At 67.8% G+C, this 18,481-nt stretch carries 12 protein-coding genes; 10 read left to right on the top strand and 2 right to left on the bottom strand.

The features are described 5' to 3' along the window. The first annotated feature begins 261 nt into the window (after positions 1-261). Complete coding sequence (locus OG332_RS07370; RefSeq protein WP_327412688.1) at positions 262-471, top strand: hypothetical protein; 210 nt, start codon at positions 262-264, stop codon at positions 469-471. Between the two features lie 113 nt (positions 472-584). Here OG332_RS07370 and OG332_RS07365 read toward each other — a convergent pair whose 3' ends face one another. Next, on the bottom strand, positions 585-3,911 hold the full coding sequence (locus OG332_RS07365; protein WP_327412687.1) for a right-handed parallel beta-helix repeat-containing protein: 3,327 nt from the start codon (positions 3,909-3,911) through the stop codon (positions 585-587). Positions 3,912-3,989: 78 nt separating this feature from the next. Here OG332_RS07365 and OG332_RS07360 point away from each other — a divergent pair, with 78 nt between their 5' ends. Next, positions 3,990-5,225 (top strand): S8 family serine peptidase, encoded by a 1,236-nt coding sequence (locus OG332_RS07360; protein WP_327412686.1) that lies wholly within the window; start codon positions 3,990-3,992, stop codon positions 5,223-5,225. Between the two features lie 4 nt (positions 5,226-5,229). Here the strand turns inward: OG332_RS07360 and eccCa are convergent, their stop codons facing one another. Next, positions 5,230-9,174 (bottom strand): type VII secretion protein EccCa, encoded by a 3,945-nt coding sequence (gene eccCa, locus OG332_RS07355; protein WP_327412685.1) that lies wholly within the window; start codon positions 9,172-9,174, stop codon positions 5,230-5,232. A 313-nt stretch (positions 9,175-9,487) separates the two neighbouring features. Between eccCa and eccD the strand changes: the two genes are divergently transcribed. The 8 genes from eccD to OG332_RS07315 all read left to right on the top strand — a co-directional run bounded on the left by eccD (position 9,488) and on the right by OG332_RS07315 (position 18,377). Continuing rightward, positions 9,488-10,885 carry a type VII secretion integral membrane protein EccD gene (gene eccD / locus OG332_RS07350; RefSeq protein ID WP_327412684.1) on the top strand — a complete coding sequence of 466 codons (1,398 nt, stop codon included), beginning with the start codon at positions 9,488-9,490 and terminating at the stop codon, positions 10,883-10,885. A gap of 29 nt (positions 10,886-10,914) precedes the next feature. Further along, positions 10,915-12,387: a type VII secretion protein EccB gene (eccB, locus tag OG332_RS07345; RefSeq protein ID WP_327412683.1), complete on the top strand. Its 1,473-nt coding sequence runs from the start codon at positions 10,915-10,917 to the stop codon at positions 12,385-12,387. Between the two features lie 317 nt (positions 12,388-12,704). After that, positions 12,705-13,049, top strand: coding sequence for a hypothetical protein (locus OG332_RS07340; RefSeq protein ID WP_327419134.1), 345 nt, complete (start codon positions 12,705-12,707; stop codon positions 13,047-13,049). A gap of 112 nt (positions 13,050-13,161) precedes the next feature. After that, a complete protein-coding gene (locus OG332_RS07335; protein ID WP_327412682.1) occupies positions 13,162-13,482 on the top strand; it encodes a WXG100 family type VII secretion target in 321 nt (106 codons plus the stop codon). Between the two features lie 89 nt (positions 13,483-13,571). Beyond that, entirely contained in the window at positions 13,572-14,027 is a 456-nt protein-coding gene (locus tag OG332_RS07330; protein WP_327412681.1) for a type VII secretion system-associated protein, read from the top strand. Between the two features lie 20 nt (positions 14,028-14,047). Beyond that, the gene (locus tag OG332_RS07325) at positions 14,048-17,536 is read left to right on the top strand and encodes an AAWKG family protein (protein ID WP_327412680.1); all 3,489 of its coding nucleotides are present in this window, start codon (positions 14,048-14,050) and stop codon (positions 17,534-17,536) included. Positions 17,537-17,566: 30 nt separating this feature from the next. After that, positions 17,567-18,034: a YbaB/EbfC family nucleoid-associated protein gene (locus OG332_RS07320; RefSeq protein WP_327412679.1), complete on the top strand. Its 468-nt coding sequence runs from the start codon at positions 17,567-17,569 to the stop codon at positions 18,032-18,034. After that, positions 18,027-18,377 carry a hypothetical protein gene (locus OG332_RS07315; RefSeq protein ID WP_327412678.1) on the top strand — a complete coding sequence of 117 codons (351 nt, stop codon included), beginning with the start codon at positions 18,027-18,029 and terminating at the stop codon, positions 18,375-18,377. Before OG332_RS07320 ends, OG332_RS07315 begins: the two co-directional genes overlap by 8 nt. The last annotated feature ends 104 nt before the right edge of the window (positions 18,378-18,481 follow it).

Raw genomic sequence — 18,481 nt, 5'->3', positions numbered from 1 at the left:
AATTGTTGTGTAGAGGGTGAGTTCTCCAGATTGCGCTGTCGCATGGAAAGTTCGTCCGGGACGTGTCTGCCGTAGGCGGTTTCGATTCGCGGTACTTGGTTCGCCATGGGGACAGCCGGTTGAACCGCGTTGACGGGGCGGCATTCGCCGACGGTGGGCCGTGGCCGCATGGTCCGGGCATAAGCGCGGTGTGCTGCTGCGGGCCGGGGTGGGGATCAACGATGTCAGGAGCGCAGGAGCGCAGGAGCGCAGGAGGGCGTGATGGACCGTAGGAGCCAGGACCTGGCCTTGGAAGACATCGAGTGTCGGCTGCGGGAGCAGGCGCCCTGCTTCGCGCGTCGCCTCGACCGATTTGACGGCCATCCGTTTCCCCGGCAGAGCCGGTGGCGGCGGATCGCGGGGATCGCAGGCATCGCGGCCCTTCTCCTCCCGTGGGCCGGCTGCGTGGGCCTGGTCCTCTTGCTGATCTGAGAGCGCCTCACTCGTGCCTCACGGGAGGCAGGAGGGAGCCTCTCTCGCCGCGGTTCCGCGGCCCCGCCCAAGGGCGGAGGGGCACCGAGCGGGCGGTCTCTGGCAGGGCTGGTTCAGCGCCGTGTTCGCTGTGGATGAATGTTCTGCTCCAGGTCCTCAGGCAGCAACAGCCTCAAGTCGTCGACAGTCGGCCGCTCCATTCGGGTGAGCCGGCGGGCCTGGTGCGTGATCATGTCCTCCAGGATGCGGCGGGCCAGCCGGCCGTTGCCGAAGGACCGCCCGCGTGGGATCGCGTCCACATGGACGCGCAGGGCCGCGAGGGTGGCGGCGTCCAATGCGTACCCGGACACCGCGGCGTGCTGGGTGACGATCGTCACCAGCTCTTCCGTCGTGTAGTCCTCGAACTCCACCAAGCGCGAGAACCGTGAGGCGAGGCCGGGGTTCGAGGCGAGGAACCGCTCCATCTCATCCGTGTAGCCCGCGGCGATGAGCACGACCTCGTCCCGGTGGTCCTCCATCAGCTTCAGCAGGGTGTCCACCGCCTCACGGCCGAAGTCGTTTGCAGAGCCCTCCGGCGTCAGGGTGTACGCCTCGTCGATGAACAGCACTCCGCCCAGAGCGCTGTTGAACACCGATTTGGTGAGTTGTGCGGTGTGCCCGACGTACTGGCCCACCAGATCGGCGCGGGCCACTTCGACGAGGTGGGGCCGGGCCAGTACGCCGAGGGAGTGCAGCAGTTCTGCGTACAGGCGCGCCACCGTCGTCTTGCCCGTTCCTGGCTGCCCGGTGAAAACCAGGTGGTTGCTGATCCTGGCGGTCGGCAGGCCCGCGGCGGCTCGCTGCCGGGCGTTGGACAGCAGGTCAACCAGATCGGTCACCTCGCGCTTGACCGCGTTCAGGCCCACCATCGACTCCAGTCGGGCCAGCGGTCCGGGCTCGTCATCCGCGGCTTCGGCTGTGCCGTTCAGGGACGCGGCCACCTGCTCCCCGACATCTTCCGGCAATAGCGTCGACAGGTCACTCTCGCCCGGATCGGTCAGGGAGGCGAGCCGGAAAGACTGTCGGTCCACCATTTCCTCGAACACCCCGCGAGCCGCACGCCCGTTGCCGAAGGTCGCATCCCGGGTCATTCCCTCGAAGTGCAGGAACAGGGCCTCCCTCGTCATCGGACCGAGGGCGTACTGGTGCTGTTCGCACATGCTCTCAGTGATTGTCACGAGTTCGTCGACGCTGTAGTTGCCGAACTCGATGGTGCGTGTGAACCGGGAGCTGAGGCCGGGGTTCGCGGTCAGGAAGGACTGCATCTGCTCCGAGTAGCCGGCCGCGACCACGACGATGTCGTCGCGGTGGTCCTCCATCAGCTTGAGCAGGGTGTCGACGGCCTCACGGCCGAAGTCGTTCGACGAAGCACCGTCGGGCGTGAGGGTGTACGCCTCGTCGATGAACAGGACCCCGCCGAGCGCGCTCTTGAAGGCCTCCGTCGTCTTGATCGCCGTGCCGCCGATGATCTGTGCGACCAGGTCGGCGCGGGCTACCTCGACGAGGTGGCCCGTGCGTAGGACCCCCAGCGATGCCATGATCCCCCCGTACAGCCGGGCCACGGTCGTCTTGCCGGTGCCGGGCGGTCCCGCGAAGACCAGGTGGCGACTCATGGACGCCACCGGCATGCCGAGCCTCCTGCGCTGCTCCGCCAGCTGGTTGAGATTGACCAGCGTGCGCACCTGATGCTTGACGTTGTCCAGGCCGGTGAGGGCTTCCAGCTCGGCCAGCGGGCCTTCGGGCTCCCGGCCCGCGGCGTTCTGTGCTCCGTGCGGATCGCCCGTGCCGGGTCCGGTGTCCCCCCAGGCGTCCTCGGCACCGTTGCCGCCACTGGTGAGGTGTTCGACGGAAAGGCGGCTGCCGGGCCGGCTCTGGCGCAGGCCCGAGCCCCGGTTGTCCCGCACGACGCACCGGACGGCGGACACGGCCTCCTCGGTGTCGACGCGTATGCCGTCGCCCGCGCCGCCGGTGAACTCGCAGGCGGTCAGCTCCCCCCGGCTGCCACGTGAGAGGAGAATCCCGTGAGCACGGGCGCCATGGACCCGGACCCGCTCCAAAGTGGTCTCGCCGCCGTCCATCACGGTCACACCGGACTCGGAGCTGGCGCTGATCTCGCAGTCCCGCAGCAGGGCCAGCCCGCGCTCCCCGACGGTCAGCCCGGAGCGGTCCGCCGAGGCCAGCACGGTGTCACTGACGTCCGGGCTGGCGTCATCGGCGACGAACAGCCCCGAGCCGCCCGCCGTTTCGACGCGGCAGTGCTCCAGGCGTCCCCGCCCGTTGTCGGTGAACTCCACACCGTTGCCTCCGGAGCCCGTAACCGTCGCATGGCGGATCAGCGGATCGGCGGACGAGCGGACGGAGATGCCGGCTCCCGCGGCGCCGTGCACCTGCAGGCCGTCGAACTCGGGCGTGGACGCGTCGGTGACCAGCACGCCGGCGATGGTGTTGGTGCAGTCGCGGACGAGATTTCCCAGGAGTGTCGGCGAGCTGCCCTCCGCCACCCGGATCGCGGGTTCGGTGGCGGAGAGGAACTCGCACTCTTCGATCGTGCCCCGCGAGCGGTCCAGGACGACCAGCCCGCTGCCCTTCGTACGCCGCGTGACACACCTGCGGACCAGCGGATCGGCGCCGCCCGAGATGATGATGGCGCTCTGGGCTGTGGACTCGAAGGAGGTTTCCTCGATCTCCGGCCGGGCCACGCTGCTGACCAGGAGGCCGACGGCCGAGCCCCGTACGGTGGTGCCCCGGATGCGGGTGGAGCTGTGGCCCTCCAGCGCGATGGCGGGCTTGTCGGTTCCGGAGATCACACAGTTCTCCACCGTGCCCCTGGCCTCACCGTTGGCGAGAATTCCGTTGCCGCGTGCGCCGCGTACCGTGCAGCCGCGGATGGTGGGGTCGCCGTTCTCGCCGATGACCACCGCGGAGGTGCCGAGGTTCTCGAACTGGCAGTCTTCGATGACGCTGCCGGCAGCCGAGGTGTCGACGAGTCCGGCACCTCCGGGGTTGCCGATGCGGCACCCTCGGGCGGCCAGCGAGCCGCTGCCGCGCACGAGGACTGCCGTCCACCCCGCCCCGGTGACGGTGCAGCCGTTCATGGCCGCCTGTCCCGCCGGGATGTCGACCACCGCCACTTCCTTGTCGTGGCCGCGCAGGCTGAGGTCACTGAGCATGACGGCATCGGCCAACAGGCTGACCGCGCTGCCGCGGCGCGGGCATATTTCCACGGGACCGTCGTCGGCCTCCGCCACGAGCGTCACCCGGGTCCGGATCACGAGGTTCTCGGGGTATCGGCCGGCGTGGATCCGGATCATCGCTCCGGTGCGCGCCTGGGCGAGTGCCTCACCGATCGTCTGGTAGCTGTCCGGTTTCCCGGGGTGCACCGTGAGCATCTGCCGTGACACGCTCTCTCCAAATCCTTTGATATATTGGTATGTTGGGCTATAGACGGGGGTGGGCGTGATGCGCCTATCATGCGCGGCATGTCAAGTCCCGTAAAGAGCACATTCGTGGCGGCCGTGACGGCGGCCACCCTCTTTCTGCCGACCCCCGCGTCCACGGCGATCGCCGCATCCGCCGCGGACGACCCGACGCCGGATGCCGTGACGCTCCTGCCTCCGCTGCCCGTGCGCCTGGGCGAGGGCCAACCCTGCACTGCGGCCTCGGACAAGAGGGCGGACAGCAGCTCGTGGGCGCGGGCGGTCCTCGGGTTGCCGAAGGCACAGCAGCTCACCAGGGGCGCCGGCACCACGGTGGCCGTCGTCGGGACCGGCGTATCGGCGCAGGCACCCAGCCTCAGCGGCCGAGTGACAGCCGTGGACGGAGCCGACCAGGACTGCGTGGGACACGGCACATTCGCCGCCGGACTCATCGCCGGGGCCCGGATCGAGGGGAGCGCGGTGCTGGGGATCGCGCCGGAGACCCGCATCCTGGCCCTCCTGGGCACGGACAACCGTGGCGTGCCCAGCGCGCAGCGCATCGCCCAGGGCATCCGTACCGCCGCTGACCGCGGCGTGGACGTCATCTACGTCGGCCACGCGCTCCGCGGTGACGGGACGGAGGTGAGTGCCGCCGTCGCGTACGCCACGGGCCGGGGTGCGCTCGTCGTCGCCCCCGCGGCGCCCGATGCGGTCCCCCGGGAGGAGCTCGGTCCCGACGGCACCCCGCCGCCCGGACCTTTCTGGCCGGCCGCCTCGCCCGGGGCGCTGGCCGTCGTCGACTTCGGGTCCAACGGCAACCGGCAGGAGGACGCACCGCCCGCGTACAAGCCCGACCTGGCCGCGCCCGGAAGCCAGATGGTCAGCGTGGGTCCCAGCGGCAACGGCCACTACATCGGCTCCGGCGCCTCGCTGGCCGCTGCCGAGGTCGCGGGCGCGGCAGCGCTGGTCAAGGCACGCCACCCCGGCGCCACCGGAGCGGACCTGCGGCGCCGGCTGATCGAGGCGGCCTACCCGGCAGACACCCCGCGCCTCGACCCGTTCGCGGCCCTGTCCCTGGAACTTCCGGCCAAGACCGAGGCGGAACGCCAGGCACCGCCAGCCGCGCGGTACCCGGCTCCTGCCCCCACCGGGCACGTCACGCGCTCGCTCGTCATCGCCGCCTCGGTGCTCGCGCTGGTGCTGCTGATCGGATTCGCCGCGGTGATCATCCCGCTGGGGCGGGCCAGGGGTTGGCTTCCGCCGGGCACTCACCAACGGGACCCCGCTGCGGATTCGTAGGGCCTCACGGTGTGGCTTCCTCTAGGAGAGGGGTCTGCACCTGAGTCGTCTTGCGCCGAGCGATGCGTACGGCCCGGCCCGGGATGAGATCACGCCCCTTGACGTTGCCGAAGAGGTACCCCTCGCTGGGCGGGCAGGACATCAGCAGGGCCGGAGTGTTCACCTCCTGCAGCCTGCGCATGAGCGATTCGTTGAGCCCTCGTCCGGCTCCGGCCGAGGAGCGGGCGACGACGATGTGCAGCCCGATCTCGTGCCCGAGGGGCAGATGGTCCAGTAGCGGCAGGAACGGTTGCGCCATCGGACCGCTGCTCACCATGTCGTAGTCGTCGACCACGACGAAGAGCCTCGGACCCTCCCACCAGTCGCACAGGGGCATTCGGGCCGGGGCGATGTCAGGCCCGGGAACCCGGCGCCTGACAGCCTGCGTGGCGCCTTCCACCAGCTCCTTGAGCACGTCCATCGAGACTGCGTGTCCGAGCTGATACGCCTCGGGGACCGCTGAGATCAGGTTCCTTCGGTAGTCCACGGTCATGATGCGGGCCTCGTCGGGGGAGTAGCGGTCGGTGATCCCCTTGACGATGACGCGCAGCAGGTTGGTCTTTCCGCACTCGCTGTCTCCCACGACGATCAGGTGCGGGTTCTCCGCGAAATCGTGCCAGACCGGGGAGAGTTCGTTCTCCTCCACGCCGATCGGGATCCTCAGGTTGCCCTGCCGGACGACGGCGGGCAGGTCCCTCGCGGCGAGCCGCGTGGGCAGCATGCGTACGGGCGGGGCGGGCGGCCCGGCCCAGCTCTCGCTGATCGCGGAGACGAGACCGGCGATTCCGTCGGCGAGATCGTCCGCGTCCTCGACCCCGTCGATCCGGGGGAGGGCCGCGAGGTAGTGCAGCTTCTCGGCGGTCAGTCCGCGGCCCGGGCTGCGCGGGATCGAGGCCGCCTTGCGCGAGTCGATCTGGGAGTCCATCGGGTCTCCCATCCGCAACTCCAGCCGGGTTCCCGCCTGATCGCGGATGGAAGCCGACAGTTCCACCCAGCGGGCTGTGGTGACGACGAGGTGCACGCCGTAGTTGAGGCCACGGCCGGCCAGCGCATTGAAGGTCGGGATGTGGCTGTCGAAATCCTGACGCACGGTGGCCCAGCCGTCGATGACGAGGAAGATGTCCCCGTGGGGCTCGTCCGGGAACTCGCCCGCCGCCCGCCGCCTGCGATAGGTCGGCATCGAGTCGATGCCGTGCTCCAGGAAGAAGCGTTCGCGGGCACTGAGGAGTGTGCTGACCTCCGCTATCGTGCGGCCGACGCGTTCGGTGTCGACCCGCGCGGCAACGCCGCTCATGTGCGGCAGCCCGGACAGCCCGGCCAGCGTGCCGCCGCCGAAGTCCAGGCAGAAGAACTGGACCTCACGAGGGGTGTGGGTAAGGGCGAGTGTTGTGATCACGGTCCGCAGGAGGGTGCTCTTTCCGCTCTGCGGACCGCCGGCGATGGCCATGTGCCCGCCCGCTGCCGACAGGTCGATCGTCAGCAGCTCGCGCAGCTGGTCGAAGGGCCGGTCGACGATGCCCACGGGTACGGTCAGACGGCCGCGGAGCGGGGAGCCGACGGTCGTGAGCCCGTGCTCCGGGTCAGGACTGAGCGGCGGCAGGATCTGGTCCAGCGTGGACGGCAGGTCCAGCGGCGGAAGCCACACTTCGTGCGCGGGGGGCCCCGAGTCGCGCAGCCGGTCCAGAGCCACGGACATCAGGGTGTCGCCGGACTCTTCCTCTTCGGCCTCCGGCTCCGCCTGCGTGCCTTCGCCCAGGGCATCCGGGTCCGCCGGAGTGCGCGGTACCACCCAGGCCGAGGTCCAGGGCACGACCTGGCGAGCCACCTGTGCCTGCACAACCGCACTGCGGCGCCGCTTGTAGGGGCCGGAGATGTAGGCCGCGCGAAAGCGGGTGAGCGCGTCGATGCCGCTCTTGAGGAAACCGCTGCCGGGCTGCGCGGGCAGCTCGTAGGCGTCGGACACGCCCAGTACGCCCCGGCTCTCCATCGCGGAGAAGGTGCGCAGGCCGATGCGGTACGAAAGGTGGCTTTCCAGCTGGTGCATCCGGCCTTCGTCGAGCCGCTGCGAGGCGAGCAGCAGGTGGACGCCGAGACTGCGCCCCAGCCTGCCGATCATGACGAACAGCTCCATGAAGTCCCGGTGGGCAGAAAGCAGTTCGCTGAATTCGTCCACCACTACGAAGAGACTGGGCAGGGGCGTCAGAGGGGTCCCCGACTGGCGCGCCTTCTCGTATTCCAGCGCGGAGGTGTAGTTCCCGGCGGCGCGCAGCAGTTCCTGCCGCCGGATCAGTTCGCCGTGCAGGGCGTCCTGCATGCGGGAGACCAGTGCCACCTCGTCGGCGAGGTTGGTGATCACTGCTGATGTGTGAGGGAGTTCATCCAGTCCCAGGAAGGTGGCGCCGCCCTTGAAATCGACGAGGATGAAGTTGAGGGTCTCGGAGGAGTTCGTCAGGGCCAGGGCGAGCACGAGGGTCCGCAGCAGCTCGCTCTTGCCGGAGCCGGTGGCGCCGATGAGCATGCCGTGGGGGCCGGTGCCCCCTTGGGCGGACTCCTTGATGTCCAGCTCGACCGGGATGCCGTCGCCGCCCACGGCGATGGGGACGCGCAGCCGGCTGCTTCCGGTGGAACGCTCCCAAAGGGTCTTCGGATCGTGACGGTAGAGGTCCGGGATGTTCAGCAGCGAGGTCAGTTCCACATCGCCGGAGAAGGGCTCGGTGAGGTCTCCGCCCATACCCATCCGGTACGGGGCCATGAGCCGGGCGACTGCCAGAGCCCCGGCCGGACCCAGCTGGTCAGGACGGCCGAGTGGGGTCGTCTGTTCCTTGCGGTCCTTGTCGGTGCGGACGAGCGACATGAGGTTGCCGTCCGCTTCGAGCCTGAGCGTGGTCTTTCCCGGCTTCCAGGTAAGGGCGCCGGAAAGGTCCAGTACGACGCTGTTGCGAAAACCCAAGCCGTCGAACCGGTGGCCGCCGGGCACGGTGCAGCCGTCGAGCACGATGACGGTGAAGGGCTCCTCCCGGCCGGGAACCGCATCGGGGTCGGCAGCCGGGCGCTCCTGGAACTCGGCGCCGAGCAGATTCTCCAGGTCCGCGAAGTCGGAGGTCACCATGCGAGCCGGCCCGGCCCCGTCCTGCTCGTGACGGTGGAGACTGTGCGGCAGCCACTTGGCCCACTCCCACTGAGGCCGGGCGGCGTCGGAGACACACAGGGCGATCCACACGTCGTCGGGTGCGTGGAAAACGGCCAGTTGGGCCAGCAGCGCTCGTGCGGCACCCCGAATGCGTTCCTCGTCCCCACGGAACAGCACCTTCGACCAGGCACGGAGGTAGATGGCGACCGGCTGGTCGGGGACGGTGGAGTAGGCACGGGTGAAACTGCGCAGGGCATGAGCCGACAGAGGCTCGAGGTCCTCCACCGGTTTGGTCGACAACGGCGTCAGTTTCATGGCGATGCGCTGGTCCCCGATGCCGAGGCGGACCTCGCAGAAGTCGACGTCGGATACCCTGCGTTCCCACAGGCGGCTGCTTCGGACGAAGGACGAGAGCGCCTCGGGGTGGGGATGCCGCCATGCCAGGGCGCGCTGCTGGTCACGGATGGACGCACGTACCTTGCGCCTCGTCTGGGCAAGGTAGCGCAGGTAGTCCCGGCGCTCACCCTTCAGCCGCTGCTTTCGCTCACTGTTGCGGCGCATCACCTGACCCACCATCATGGCGGCGGACGCGACCAGCATCAGTCCCAGCGCCAGGTACATGAACCCACCACTGGCACCGCGCATTCCGGGCCGCATGAACATCATCATCATGGACACCGACATCAGCGCCATGGGCAGATAGGTCCAAATCGCCGAGCTGTCGGGTACGACCTCGGGAAGCGTCGGGGGTTCCTGGAGGCTCAGTTCTCCTGACGGCATTTCCGGACCGTGGCGGCGTGCCGGTCTGCGGAACAGGATGACGCTCAACGAATGTCCTCCTTCTGAGGGCGGCCCGGGTTGAGAACCCCGACTGTGAGAGGAATGGGGAAATCTCCCGGTGGGGTTCCCGGGTTTGGAGGGAAGAATCCTGCCGATCGGTCGTTCAACAGGCGTTGCGAAGAAGCCGGTGGGCCCGTCAAACTCTGATCACACAGTCATACCGCTGACTTGAATTGATGTCAGCAGTTCTGCCGAAGTTGAAAATTTCCCGCCACCGCTGAAGCGGCCTGCCAGGAAGCGCGGAGACGAAGCCATGACCGAATCACAGGCGGCCAGCTTGTGCCGCATCACCGTACATGCCCCCGCCAGGGACATTGACCTGGCCGTTCCCGCCGATGTCCCCATAGCCGACCTGTTGCCCACAGTGATCAGCTACGGAGGAGAGGCCCTGGAGGAGTCCGGCCTGGACCACGGAGGTTGGATCCTCCAGCGCTTGGGCGGCGCACCGCTCGATCCTGAGAGTACCTTGGACTCCCTCGCGTTGCGCGAGGGCGAAGCCCTCTATCTCAGAGCCCGGGACGAGGCGCTGCCGGAGGTACACCTCGACGACCTGGTCGACGGCATCTCCACGACGATGCAGGACCAGTCGCACGGCTGGAACGCCGATGCCAGCAGGCGCCTTCTGCACGGTCTTGCCGCCGCCACCATGATGCTCGGGCTCGTCGCGCTCGCCCTGCCCGGCGCGGCCGGGTGGATCAGGGCGATCGCAGCCGCGGCCGCAGGGCTGCTCCTGGTCGCCGGCGCCGGCACAGCGAGCAGGGCGGTCGGCGATACGGGGGCGGGGGCCGTACTCGGGATGATGGCCGCACCGTACTTCGCCCTCGCGGGCTGGCTGTTGCCCGGGGGTGAGCTCGGCGGCGCCGGGGGCGATGGCGCGCTGGGCGCCCGCTTGCTGGCCGCCGCTGCCGGAGCGACCGGCGGTGCGGTCCTCTCGCTGGCCGCGGTCGGGACCTTCCCCGCCCTCTTCCTCGGCGCGGCCACCATCGGAGTGGCCGGCGCCGTCGGGGCGGTGCTGATCCTCTGCGGCCTCACCTCCGAGGAAGCTGCCAGCGTGATCGTGGTGGTGATGGTGCTCTTCGGAGGCTTCGTACCCTCCTTCTCCTTCCGTCTGTCCGGGATGCGGATGCCGCCGCTCCCCACCAACGTGCAGCAGCTCCAGGAGGGCATTGACCCGTACCCCACCGGTGTCGTGGCGGAGCGCTCGGTTCTGGCCGATGGATGGATGACGGCCTTCTACGGTGCCATCAGCTTGATCTGCCTTCCGTGTGTGGCCGTACTGGCGGCGGATCCCGAACTCGCCGAGATCTTCACGATCGCCGCCCTCTCCCTCCTGCTTCTCCTGCACAGCCGGGGACTGGGCAACGTCTGGCAGCGGCTCGCGCTCACCACCGCCGGGGCGTGGGGAGTCGCACTCCTGCTCCTGGTCTCCGCGCATTCCCTCGCCCCGTTGGACCGGCTGACCATGGTGGCGGGCCTGGTCGGGCTGACGGCAGCCCTCGCCATCGCCTCGTGGACGGTGCCCGGGCGCAGGCTGGTGCCTTACTGGGGGCGGGCCGCCGAACTGCTACACACCACGGCAGCAGTGGCCCTCGTTCCGCTCATGCTCTGGTGCGTCGGCGTCTACGGCATGCTCCGCGCACTCGCCAGCTGAATCCCAGAAGCCGTCGGAAGGACATCGAGATGCAGACCAAACGCGATCAGGTCCAAGCCCATTTGTTCGTCATGGGCAGATTGGCATCCGCCCTTCTGCGGTCCGAGCCCGACGCACCCGAGAGCCCGTCAGGCAGGACCAACCGCGGAGCGGCGATCGGTGTGCTCATCGCCCTTCTCGTCTGCGCCGGCGCTTTCGTGTTCGGCCTGATCAAGCCGGGTGGGGACGACTCCTGGAAGACTGCGGAAGGCTTGATCGTCGACAAGGAGACGGGCGCCCGCTACTTGTTCCTCGAAGGCCGCTTGCGCCCCGTCCGCAACTATGCCTCCGCCCGGCTGATCGCCGGTGGCGGACTCACGGCCACGACCGTGCGCACGTCCTCCCTCGCCGGTACACCGCGAGGAACACCCATCGGCATCCCCGGCGCGCCCGAGGCTCTGCCGTCCCAAGGTGACCTTGATGCCACGTCACCTTGGTTCGTGTGCTCGGCAACGGTGCTCAAGCCGAACGGCACCGCCTCGGCGACGACAGCTCTCGCGACGGGCCTGAAGACCGCGGACATTCCCGGCAGGCGGCCATTCGACGGAACGCAAGGCCTGCTGGTCCGTGGGCCCGACGGCACTGTCCACCTGCTGTGGCAGGGCAGCCGGCTCCGCCTTGATCAAGGTTCGGAGGCAGTCCAGGCCCTGGGATACGGGTCCGTCACGCCGCGTCCCGTGTCGTCCGCGTTCATCGACGCGTTTCCCCAGGGTCCCGACCTCGCGCCCATGCCCGTACCGGGCCGAGGCGGGGACGGTCCAGCGTTGTCGGGACAGCCGACGAAGATCGGGCAGATCTTCCGCGTAGAAGTACCCGGTGCCGCTCCACGCTTCCACCTCCTCAAGGCCGAGGGTCTGGTTCCGCTCACCGCGACGGATGCGGCGCTGATGCTGGGTGATCCCCTGACCAGGAAAGAGGCGTACGGAGGGGCCCCGGCGACCGTGGCCAGCGTCGGTGCCGAGGCGCTGAGCACCCATCTGGCGCCGAGTCCTCCGGGAGCATCCGACAGCCGGGCGAAGCTGCCCCCCTCACCTCCAGCGATGGCCGAGGTGCCCGGCGGGTCCCTCGTGTGCGCGGAGGTGGACGCTCAGGGCGGCAGCACACGGGTCGCCACGTCCGTCCTTCCTGGCATGAGCCTGCCCCCGCAGGTGCAGCCGCCCGGCCCGGAAGCGGTGCCGGCATGCGTCGCGGTCGACGCCGTCACCGCGCGCCCGGACAAGGGTTCCCTGGTCCGGGCGGTCGGTGCGAGCGGCAGCACGATCGGGGACACGACCTACCTCGTGACCGAGGAGGGAGTGAAGTACCGGATGCTGTCGAAAGAGGCGCTGAAGTCGCTGGGCCTGGAGGGCGCGACGATAAGGACGCTCCCCGCGCAATTGCTGTCGATGTTGCCCACCGGGCCCGACCTGACGCCGGAGTCCGCTTCACTCGGTGAGGCGAGGGTAACGTTGCGTTGTAGCTGACCGGTGCATGCGACCAAAATGCCACACCCTGCAGCAATGTGACTCAGTGTAACTTTCGTGACGCAGGGATATGCCCCCAAGGGGCAATGTCCGAGAACGCCCCATCTCGCCGCGGCTGCCGCTCGATTGAGCGCCATCTCCTTTAGTTATTGCTCAATCGAGCATTTCTCTCGGCCGGTTGGCGGGAGTTAATTACGGCTGGAATATTGCCCCTCAGGGCTGGTCGGGTCTATCGTTTGGATCGTCACACGTCGCGCCCTGTGGTAGGTCCCGGAGGCGCTGAGTTGAATTCTTCCGAAGGGGGATCTCTGGTGGCGATGCAGCAGTCCGAAGAGGGCGCAACACGAAATGGGATCATGGCGCTGGAGCAGGCTTACTCCGGTGTCCTGAAGTGTCAGCAGGACGTCCAGGGGACGCGGCAAAACCTCGCGTCCGGATATGGAGGGGCCGACGGCGGCCAGTACGGCAAGCTCCTGGATCAGTGGGACGGGCATGTGGATACGATCCTGACCAATCTCGACAGGATGGTGGACGAGCTCAACAGCACGCTCACGGAGCACGGTCTGGCCCAGGGTTCCGCGAACGAGTCCATCGACTCTGCGTACTCGCAGGCGACGAATGTCTTCGACACGCTCAATCCGGGTGCCGGCCACAGTTCCTGATCGCTGCAGCCGCCCCGTAATACCGCACGCCCGCACACCGCACTGCCGAACCACGCCCCGCCCACAGGTGATGGCTCGGAATCCGACCCCTCGCAGTCGAATCGAGGCTTCTATGGACTTCAGCGACGGCTACATCTACGTCGACTACAACCATGCTGAAAATGCCGCGGACGACATGGTCTCCCAGTCGCAAGCGATCATGAGTATCATCGCCAACCTGGAAATGGAACTCGCGGAACTCAGGAACACCTGGATAGGTGACGACCGCGAGGTCTACAGTGAGGTCCAGGCGAAATGGGACCAGGCTGTCGAAAACATCAAGGCTCTTCTCGCTAGTCACTCCGCGCTCCTCACGGACATCTCAGGGAACTATCGCTTCACCGAGAACAATCTCGCCCAGAAGTGGGGGGACATTCGAATCGGAGGCCGCTGATCGATATACAGCCATGCGCCGTCGTTCTACGCCGTGCCGGGCGAGATCGACGGCGCTGACACACCTCGTCACATGAGAAGGGAGGTCCGGTGGCCGACAAAGGCCGAACGCCGACGGTTCTCGACAGCGAGTGGTTGAAGCGATTCATTCACGAGAACATCGATGAATTTCGTGCCACTTTGCAGAAGATTCTCAAGGACGACCCTAATGGGCGCGCCATCAGTTTCATCGCCGATGCCATGCTCACCAGCACCACCCTCGTCGCCACCAAGCCGCTTGCATTGGGGCTCATGGCCGGCGAGAAAGGGGTCGGTGGAGGGGATCTCAACAAAGCGATACAGGAGACGGCGGCGAGCATCGTAAAAATACTCACCGACCAAAATCTGCTGTGGGAAGAAGTGGAAGACGCTCTTCGGGAGACCATCCAGAGGATGCGGGAGAGGCAGGGGAAGAGCCTTCAAAAGATCTCGACCGAGACCTTCCTCGATCTCTTCGAGGATGTGGACACCGCTGTGAGTTCTGACATGCCCGCCAAGGACGCCTGAGGAGAGGCTGGAGCCCCGCCATGGCCGACGTGCCTGCCGTCACGAACAACGATGACAACTGGAAGAGAGCGGTCGAACTGCTCACCGGATACATCCTGCCGGAACGTTCCACGTTGTTCGACACCCTCAAGGGCAATGACGGCATTCCCCTGATGCACGTCCGGCTGCACAAGGTCGGTGGCTCGAAGTACCTTCCAGGATGGGTGAGTTCAGGCGGGTGGGGCCGGAGCAACTCGGACTTCGTCCTGCCCTACTACCGAGACCAGGACGGGGGCGCGGAAGATCCCGCGCCCGGAAACGAATACCTCTCGCACTACAAGGCCTTCATCACACTCATCGGGCGCAAGGCAGGTTCGGCTCCGCCCAGTGGTGACGACGTCGTCGCCGGGGGGAAGAGGACGAGCGGCGCGCTCAAGGACAAGGGCATGTGGAACAAGGAGGGCGGGGCGCTCACCTGGGATGCCTTGCCTTTGATGCAGTACGTGCGTGGTTCCCGGGCAGCCCTGGACAAGCTCGCGCTGTACCCGCACACCACGCAGGGCTTCGAAGACAGCGGCATCTCAGTCGGCGATGACGCCTTCGTGGACCTGCTGACCTTCACCGAAGTGGCCAAGTCGTTCGACCGGGTGGTGCAGTTCTTCCAGGACAGCGCCAAAGAGATCGAGCGCTGGAGATCCGAGGACATCGGCGAAGGCAGCAAGGCCTGGGCCGGCACGGGGGCGGAGCTCTTCAAGGAACTCGTGGAGAAGCTCGCCAAGAACTACGAGGGCTACGCCGAACAGGTGGGAAAGGGCGAGGGATTCGTCCCGACCGTTTCGATCGAGGGCGAGGTGATCGGGTCCGCCCCCGGCCGCGCGCTGATGAACGCACAGTTCATCATCCAACGAGAAGCCGTAAACTTGATCAATGCCTGGGAAGCGTGGAGGCCGGAGAGCTCGCCGCACCGCTGGCTCTACGACATGTTGATGGACGCTCAGCTCAGCATGTTCGACAACCAGTACACCCAGGTCGATTTTCGCTCCGGTGCCCGGGGCGACATCAGCATCGTTGCGGGGGCAGGCTTCCGCAACACCATCACCATCGAGGGCCAGGACTACGGTCCGCCGAACGAGTTGGCGACGTGGAAGGCGATCGGTGACGAGGCCGTCCGTCGCTGGGAGAACTCGGTACAGGGCTGGTTGAGTGCGGCGGCCGCGGACGTGATCGTCGCCATCGACTCAGCGCTGCGAGCGGCCGACGATCCGTTCGGGCAGAAGGTGACCGACGTCTCCAAGGGTTCCCTCACCGCTCTCGCGGACGAGGCGGAAGCCAAGAAGGAGAAGGAGGACGCGAAGAAGGAGAAGGAGGACGCGAAGAAGGAGCGGGAAGAGGTCCGGACGCAGAACGAGCAGGACCGCAAGGAGGCCAAGAAGGAGCAGGAGGCCGCCAAGGAAGAGGCCAGGAAGGAGCGGGAAGAGGTCCGGGCGCAGAACGAGCAGGACCGCGAGGAGGCCAAGAAGGAGCAGGAGGCCGCCAAGGAAGAGGCCGACAAGGAGCGGGAAGAGGTCCGGGCCCAGAACGAGCAGGACCGCGAGGAGGCCAAGCAGGAGCAGGAGGCTGCCAAGGAGGAGGCGCAGAAGGACCGCGAGGAGGTTCGGGCGCAGCAGGAGCAGGAGCGTGCTGAGGCCGAGCGGGAGCAGGAGGCTGCCAAGGAGGAGGCGCAGAAGGACCGCGAGGAGGTTCGGGCGCAGCAGGAGCAGGAGCGTGCTGAGGCCGAGCGGGAGCAGGAGGCTGCCAAGGAGGAGGCCGACAAGGAGCGGGAAGAGGTCCGGGCCCAGAACGAGCAGGACCGCGAGGAGGCCAAGCGGGAGCAGGAGGCCGCCAAGGAGCAGGCGCAGAAGGACCGCGAAGAGGCGACGTCCGCCGCTTCGGGTGCCCAGGCGGTAGCTCTCGGACAGGCGCAGCAGCAGCGGGAGGAGGAAAAGAAGGAGCGCGAGCGGGCACGGGCGGAGCAGGAGCAGGAGCGTGCCGAGGCCGAGCGGGAGCAGGAGGCTGCCAAGGAGCAGGCGCAGAAGGACCGCGAAGAGGTCCGGCAACAGCAGGAGCAGGATCGGGAGCAGGCCAAGCAGGAGCAGGAGGCTGCCAAGGAGGAGGCCGACAAGGAGCGGGAAGAGGTTCGGACGCAGCAGCAGCAGGAGCGTGCCGGGGCCGAGCGGGAGCAGGAGGCCGCCAAGGAGCAGGCTCAGAAGGATCGCGAGGAGGTCCGGCAGCAGCAGGAGCAGGAGCGGGAGCAGGCCAAGCAGGAGCAGCAGGCCGCCAAGGAGCAGGCGCAGAAGGATCGCGACGAGGTTCGGACACAGCAGCAGCAGGAGCGTGCCGGGGCCGAGCGGGAGCAGCAGGCCGCCAAGGAGCAGGCGCAGAAGGACCGGGAAGAGGTCCGGCAGCAGCAGGAGCAGTCCCGGCAGGAGGCGGCACGCGAGCGTACTGAGGCCCGGTTCGAGGCCCAGCAGGCTCAGGAGTCCGCCCGGGCCGAATTGGACCGCGCCAACGCCGAGGCCCTCACCGAACGCAACGCCGCCGAGCAGCAGGCCGAGCAGCAGGAAGCCGCGGCGAAGCAGGAGTTCGAGCGGGAGAAGGCGGAAGCCGAGGACCAGCGGGAACAGGCCCGACAAGAGGCGGATGCGGCTCGTGCCGAGTCGCAACAGCAGCTGGACCGGGATCTCGCGGACGGTCGAACCAGCGCGGAAGACGCGCGGCGGGAGTTCGACGAGCGGAACGCCGAGATCGACGCCACCGAGCGGGCCGCTCTCGAGGACGCCGACCGGCGCGAGGCCGATGCCAAGGGGAAGTTCGAAGAGCAGCGCGCCGAGGCCCAGCAGGACCGGGAGGACGCCCGCAAGGACGCCGAGCAGGCGCGCCGGGATGCCAGGGCGGCTTTCGACCAACGCATGGGCGACATCCAGGCGGACCAGGATCGTGTGGCGGCCGGCGACAAGAACATGGAAGATCTGATCCGTCAGCGCATCGCCGACCTGCCTCAGCCCGATCTGCCCCGCGGCGGTGCGGGCAGCCCCTTCTCCGGCCAGTTCAGCGACAACCTCTTCAACCAGGGCGACCTGGCGGGCGCACTCGGCCGTGGAGGCGGCGATCCCGCGCTCGTGGGGGCGAACGGCGCCGCCGGCGGTGGCGGTTCGCCCGGGATGATGCCGCCCATGATGCACGGCATGGGCGGTGGCGGTGCCGACGGAGGCTCCGGGGAGCGGACGCGCACCGTCGTCGATCGCAACGGCCGCCCCACACGGCAGTCCCCGGCTCCGACGACGGAAGACGAGGAGCACCGGGTGGCCCCGCGTGGAACGCAGACCAGCAGCAACGCCACTCCCTTCATGCCTCCGATGGGTGGGGGAGCGCCCGGAGGGGGACAGCAGACCGAAAGCAGCGGGGACCGAGAACGGACTTCGTGGCTCGCGGAGGACGAAGACGTCTGGGGTACGGACGAAGGCGGCCTGCCGCAGGCTCTGGGCCGATGAAACCTCGGAGCAAGCGCGAAAGGACATGTTGTGAGTGAGTCGATGGAAGACCGCGTCGCCAAGGCGATGGCCGACCTCAAGGCCACGGAGAAGGCCGTCGCCAAGGCTGAGGCGGTGTTCCGGAAGACCTCGTGGACGGGAACGTCGGCCGACAGGTCGGTGCAGGTGACCGTCGGCTCGAAGGGCGAACTGGAGAGCATCGACTTCCTGGACGGCAAGTACAGGCAGATGGCCGCCTCACAGCTGGCTGACGCGGTGCTCCAGGCCTCTGCCGATGCGCGCGCCGACATGGCCCGCCAGGTCATCGACATGCTGGAACCTCTCACCAGGAAGCTCACCGGGGGTTCGGCGAAGGAACGACTCGGAGTCGACTGGGAGAAGCTCTTCGGTCCGCTTCGGAAGGACGTGGCCGCCGGTGAGCGGACACCGTCGCCCATGAGCCGGCTGCGTGACGAGATCGACGACGAGGAAGAAGAAGGGAGCACCCGCCATGGCTGAGTATTCCGCTGACATGGAAAAGGTTTTCGCCGGGTCCAGGCACATCGCCGACGCCGTGAGGTCCTGCAAGAGACTTCCCGTCCAGTTCGAGGACTCGCTTGAGCGGTACTACGGGTGGTGGGGACAGGAAGGCGGGGATGACCAGTTCGCCAACGTGGTGGGGCAGCAGTGTGTGGAGGAGCAGGAGAGGGTCTTGACGACGTTGCGGTCGATCACGGAGGGGCTTACGGCTCTGATCGGGGTTGTAGCGGCGCAGGCCGAGCATGTGCAGAAGCCGCAGGTGGATGCGCTGGATGACATTGTCACGCAAGGCACGGCTAGTGAAGACGACGCGAAGCGGTAATATACGGTGATTGATTTCTCGCCCGAGCTCCGGGGGTTTATTGAGGTCTGGGTCGGTGCGAATGTTGCGACCGGCAATGAGGACCTGGGTTATGCGAGCCGGTA

Origin of the sequence: Streptomyces sp. NBC_01233, assembly GCF_035989305.1 — a bacterium.
Taxonomy (GTDB): Bacteria; Actinomycetota; Actinomycetes; order Streptomycetales; family Streptomycetaceae; genus Streptomyces.
The sequence above is the reverse complement of the archived record's forward strand: the minus strand, read 5'-3'. Positions and strand labels throughout refer to the sequence as shown.

What these genes read in the sequence shown, in the direction of transcription:
- OG332_RS07335 (WP_327412682.1), top strand. Translation starts at nt 13,162, where the DNA reads ATGGACTTCAGCGACGGCTACATCTACGTCGACTACAACCATGCTGAA.
- eccCa (WP_327412685.1), bottom strand. Translation starts at nt 9,174, where the DNA reads ATGCCGTCAGGAGAACTGAGCCTCCAGGAACCCCCGACGCTTCCCGAG.
- eccD (WP_327412684.1), top strand. Translation starts at nt 9,488, where the DNA reads ATGACCGAATCACAGGCGGCCAGCTTGTGCCGCATCACCGTACATGCC.
- OG332_RS07315 (WP_327412678.1), top strand. Translation starts at nt 18,027, where the DNA reads ATGGCTGAGTATTCCGCTGACATGGAAAAGGTTTTCGCCGGGTCCAGG.
- OG332_RS07360 (WP_327412686.1), top strand. Translation starts at nt 3,990, where the DNA reads ATGTCAAGTCCCGTAAAGAGCACATTCGTGGCGGCCGTGACGGCGGCC.
- OG332_RS07370 (WP_327412688.1), top strand. Translation starts at nt 262, where the DNA reads ATGGACCGTAGGAGCCAGGACCTGGCCTTGGAAGACATCGAGTGTCGG.
- eccB (WP_327412683.1), top strand. Translation starts at nt 10,915, where the DNA reads ATGCAGACCAAACGCGATCAGGTCCAAGCCCATTTGTTCGTCATGGGC.
- OG332_RS07340 (WP_327419134.1), top strand. Translation starts at nt 12,705, where the DNA reads ATGCAGCAGTCCGAAGAGGGCGCAACACGAAATGGGATCATGGCGCTG.
- OG332_RS07325 (WP_327412680.1), top strand. Translation starts at nt 14,048, where the DNA reads ATGGCCGACGTGCCTGCCGTCACGAACAACGATGACAACTGGAAGAGA.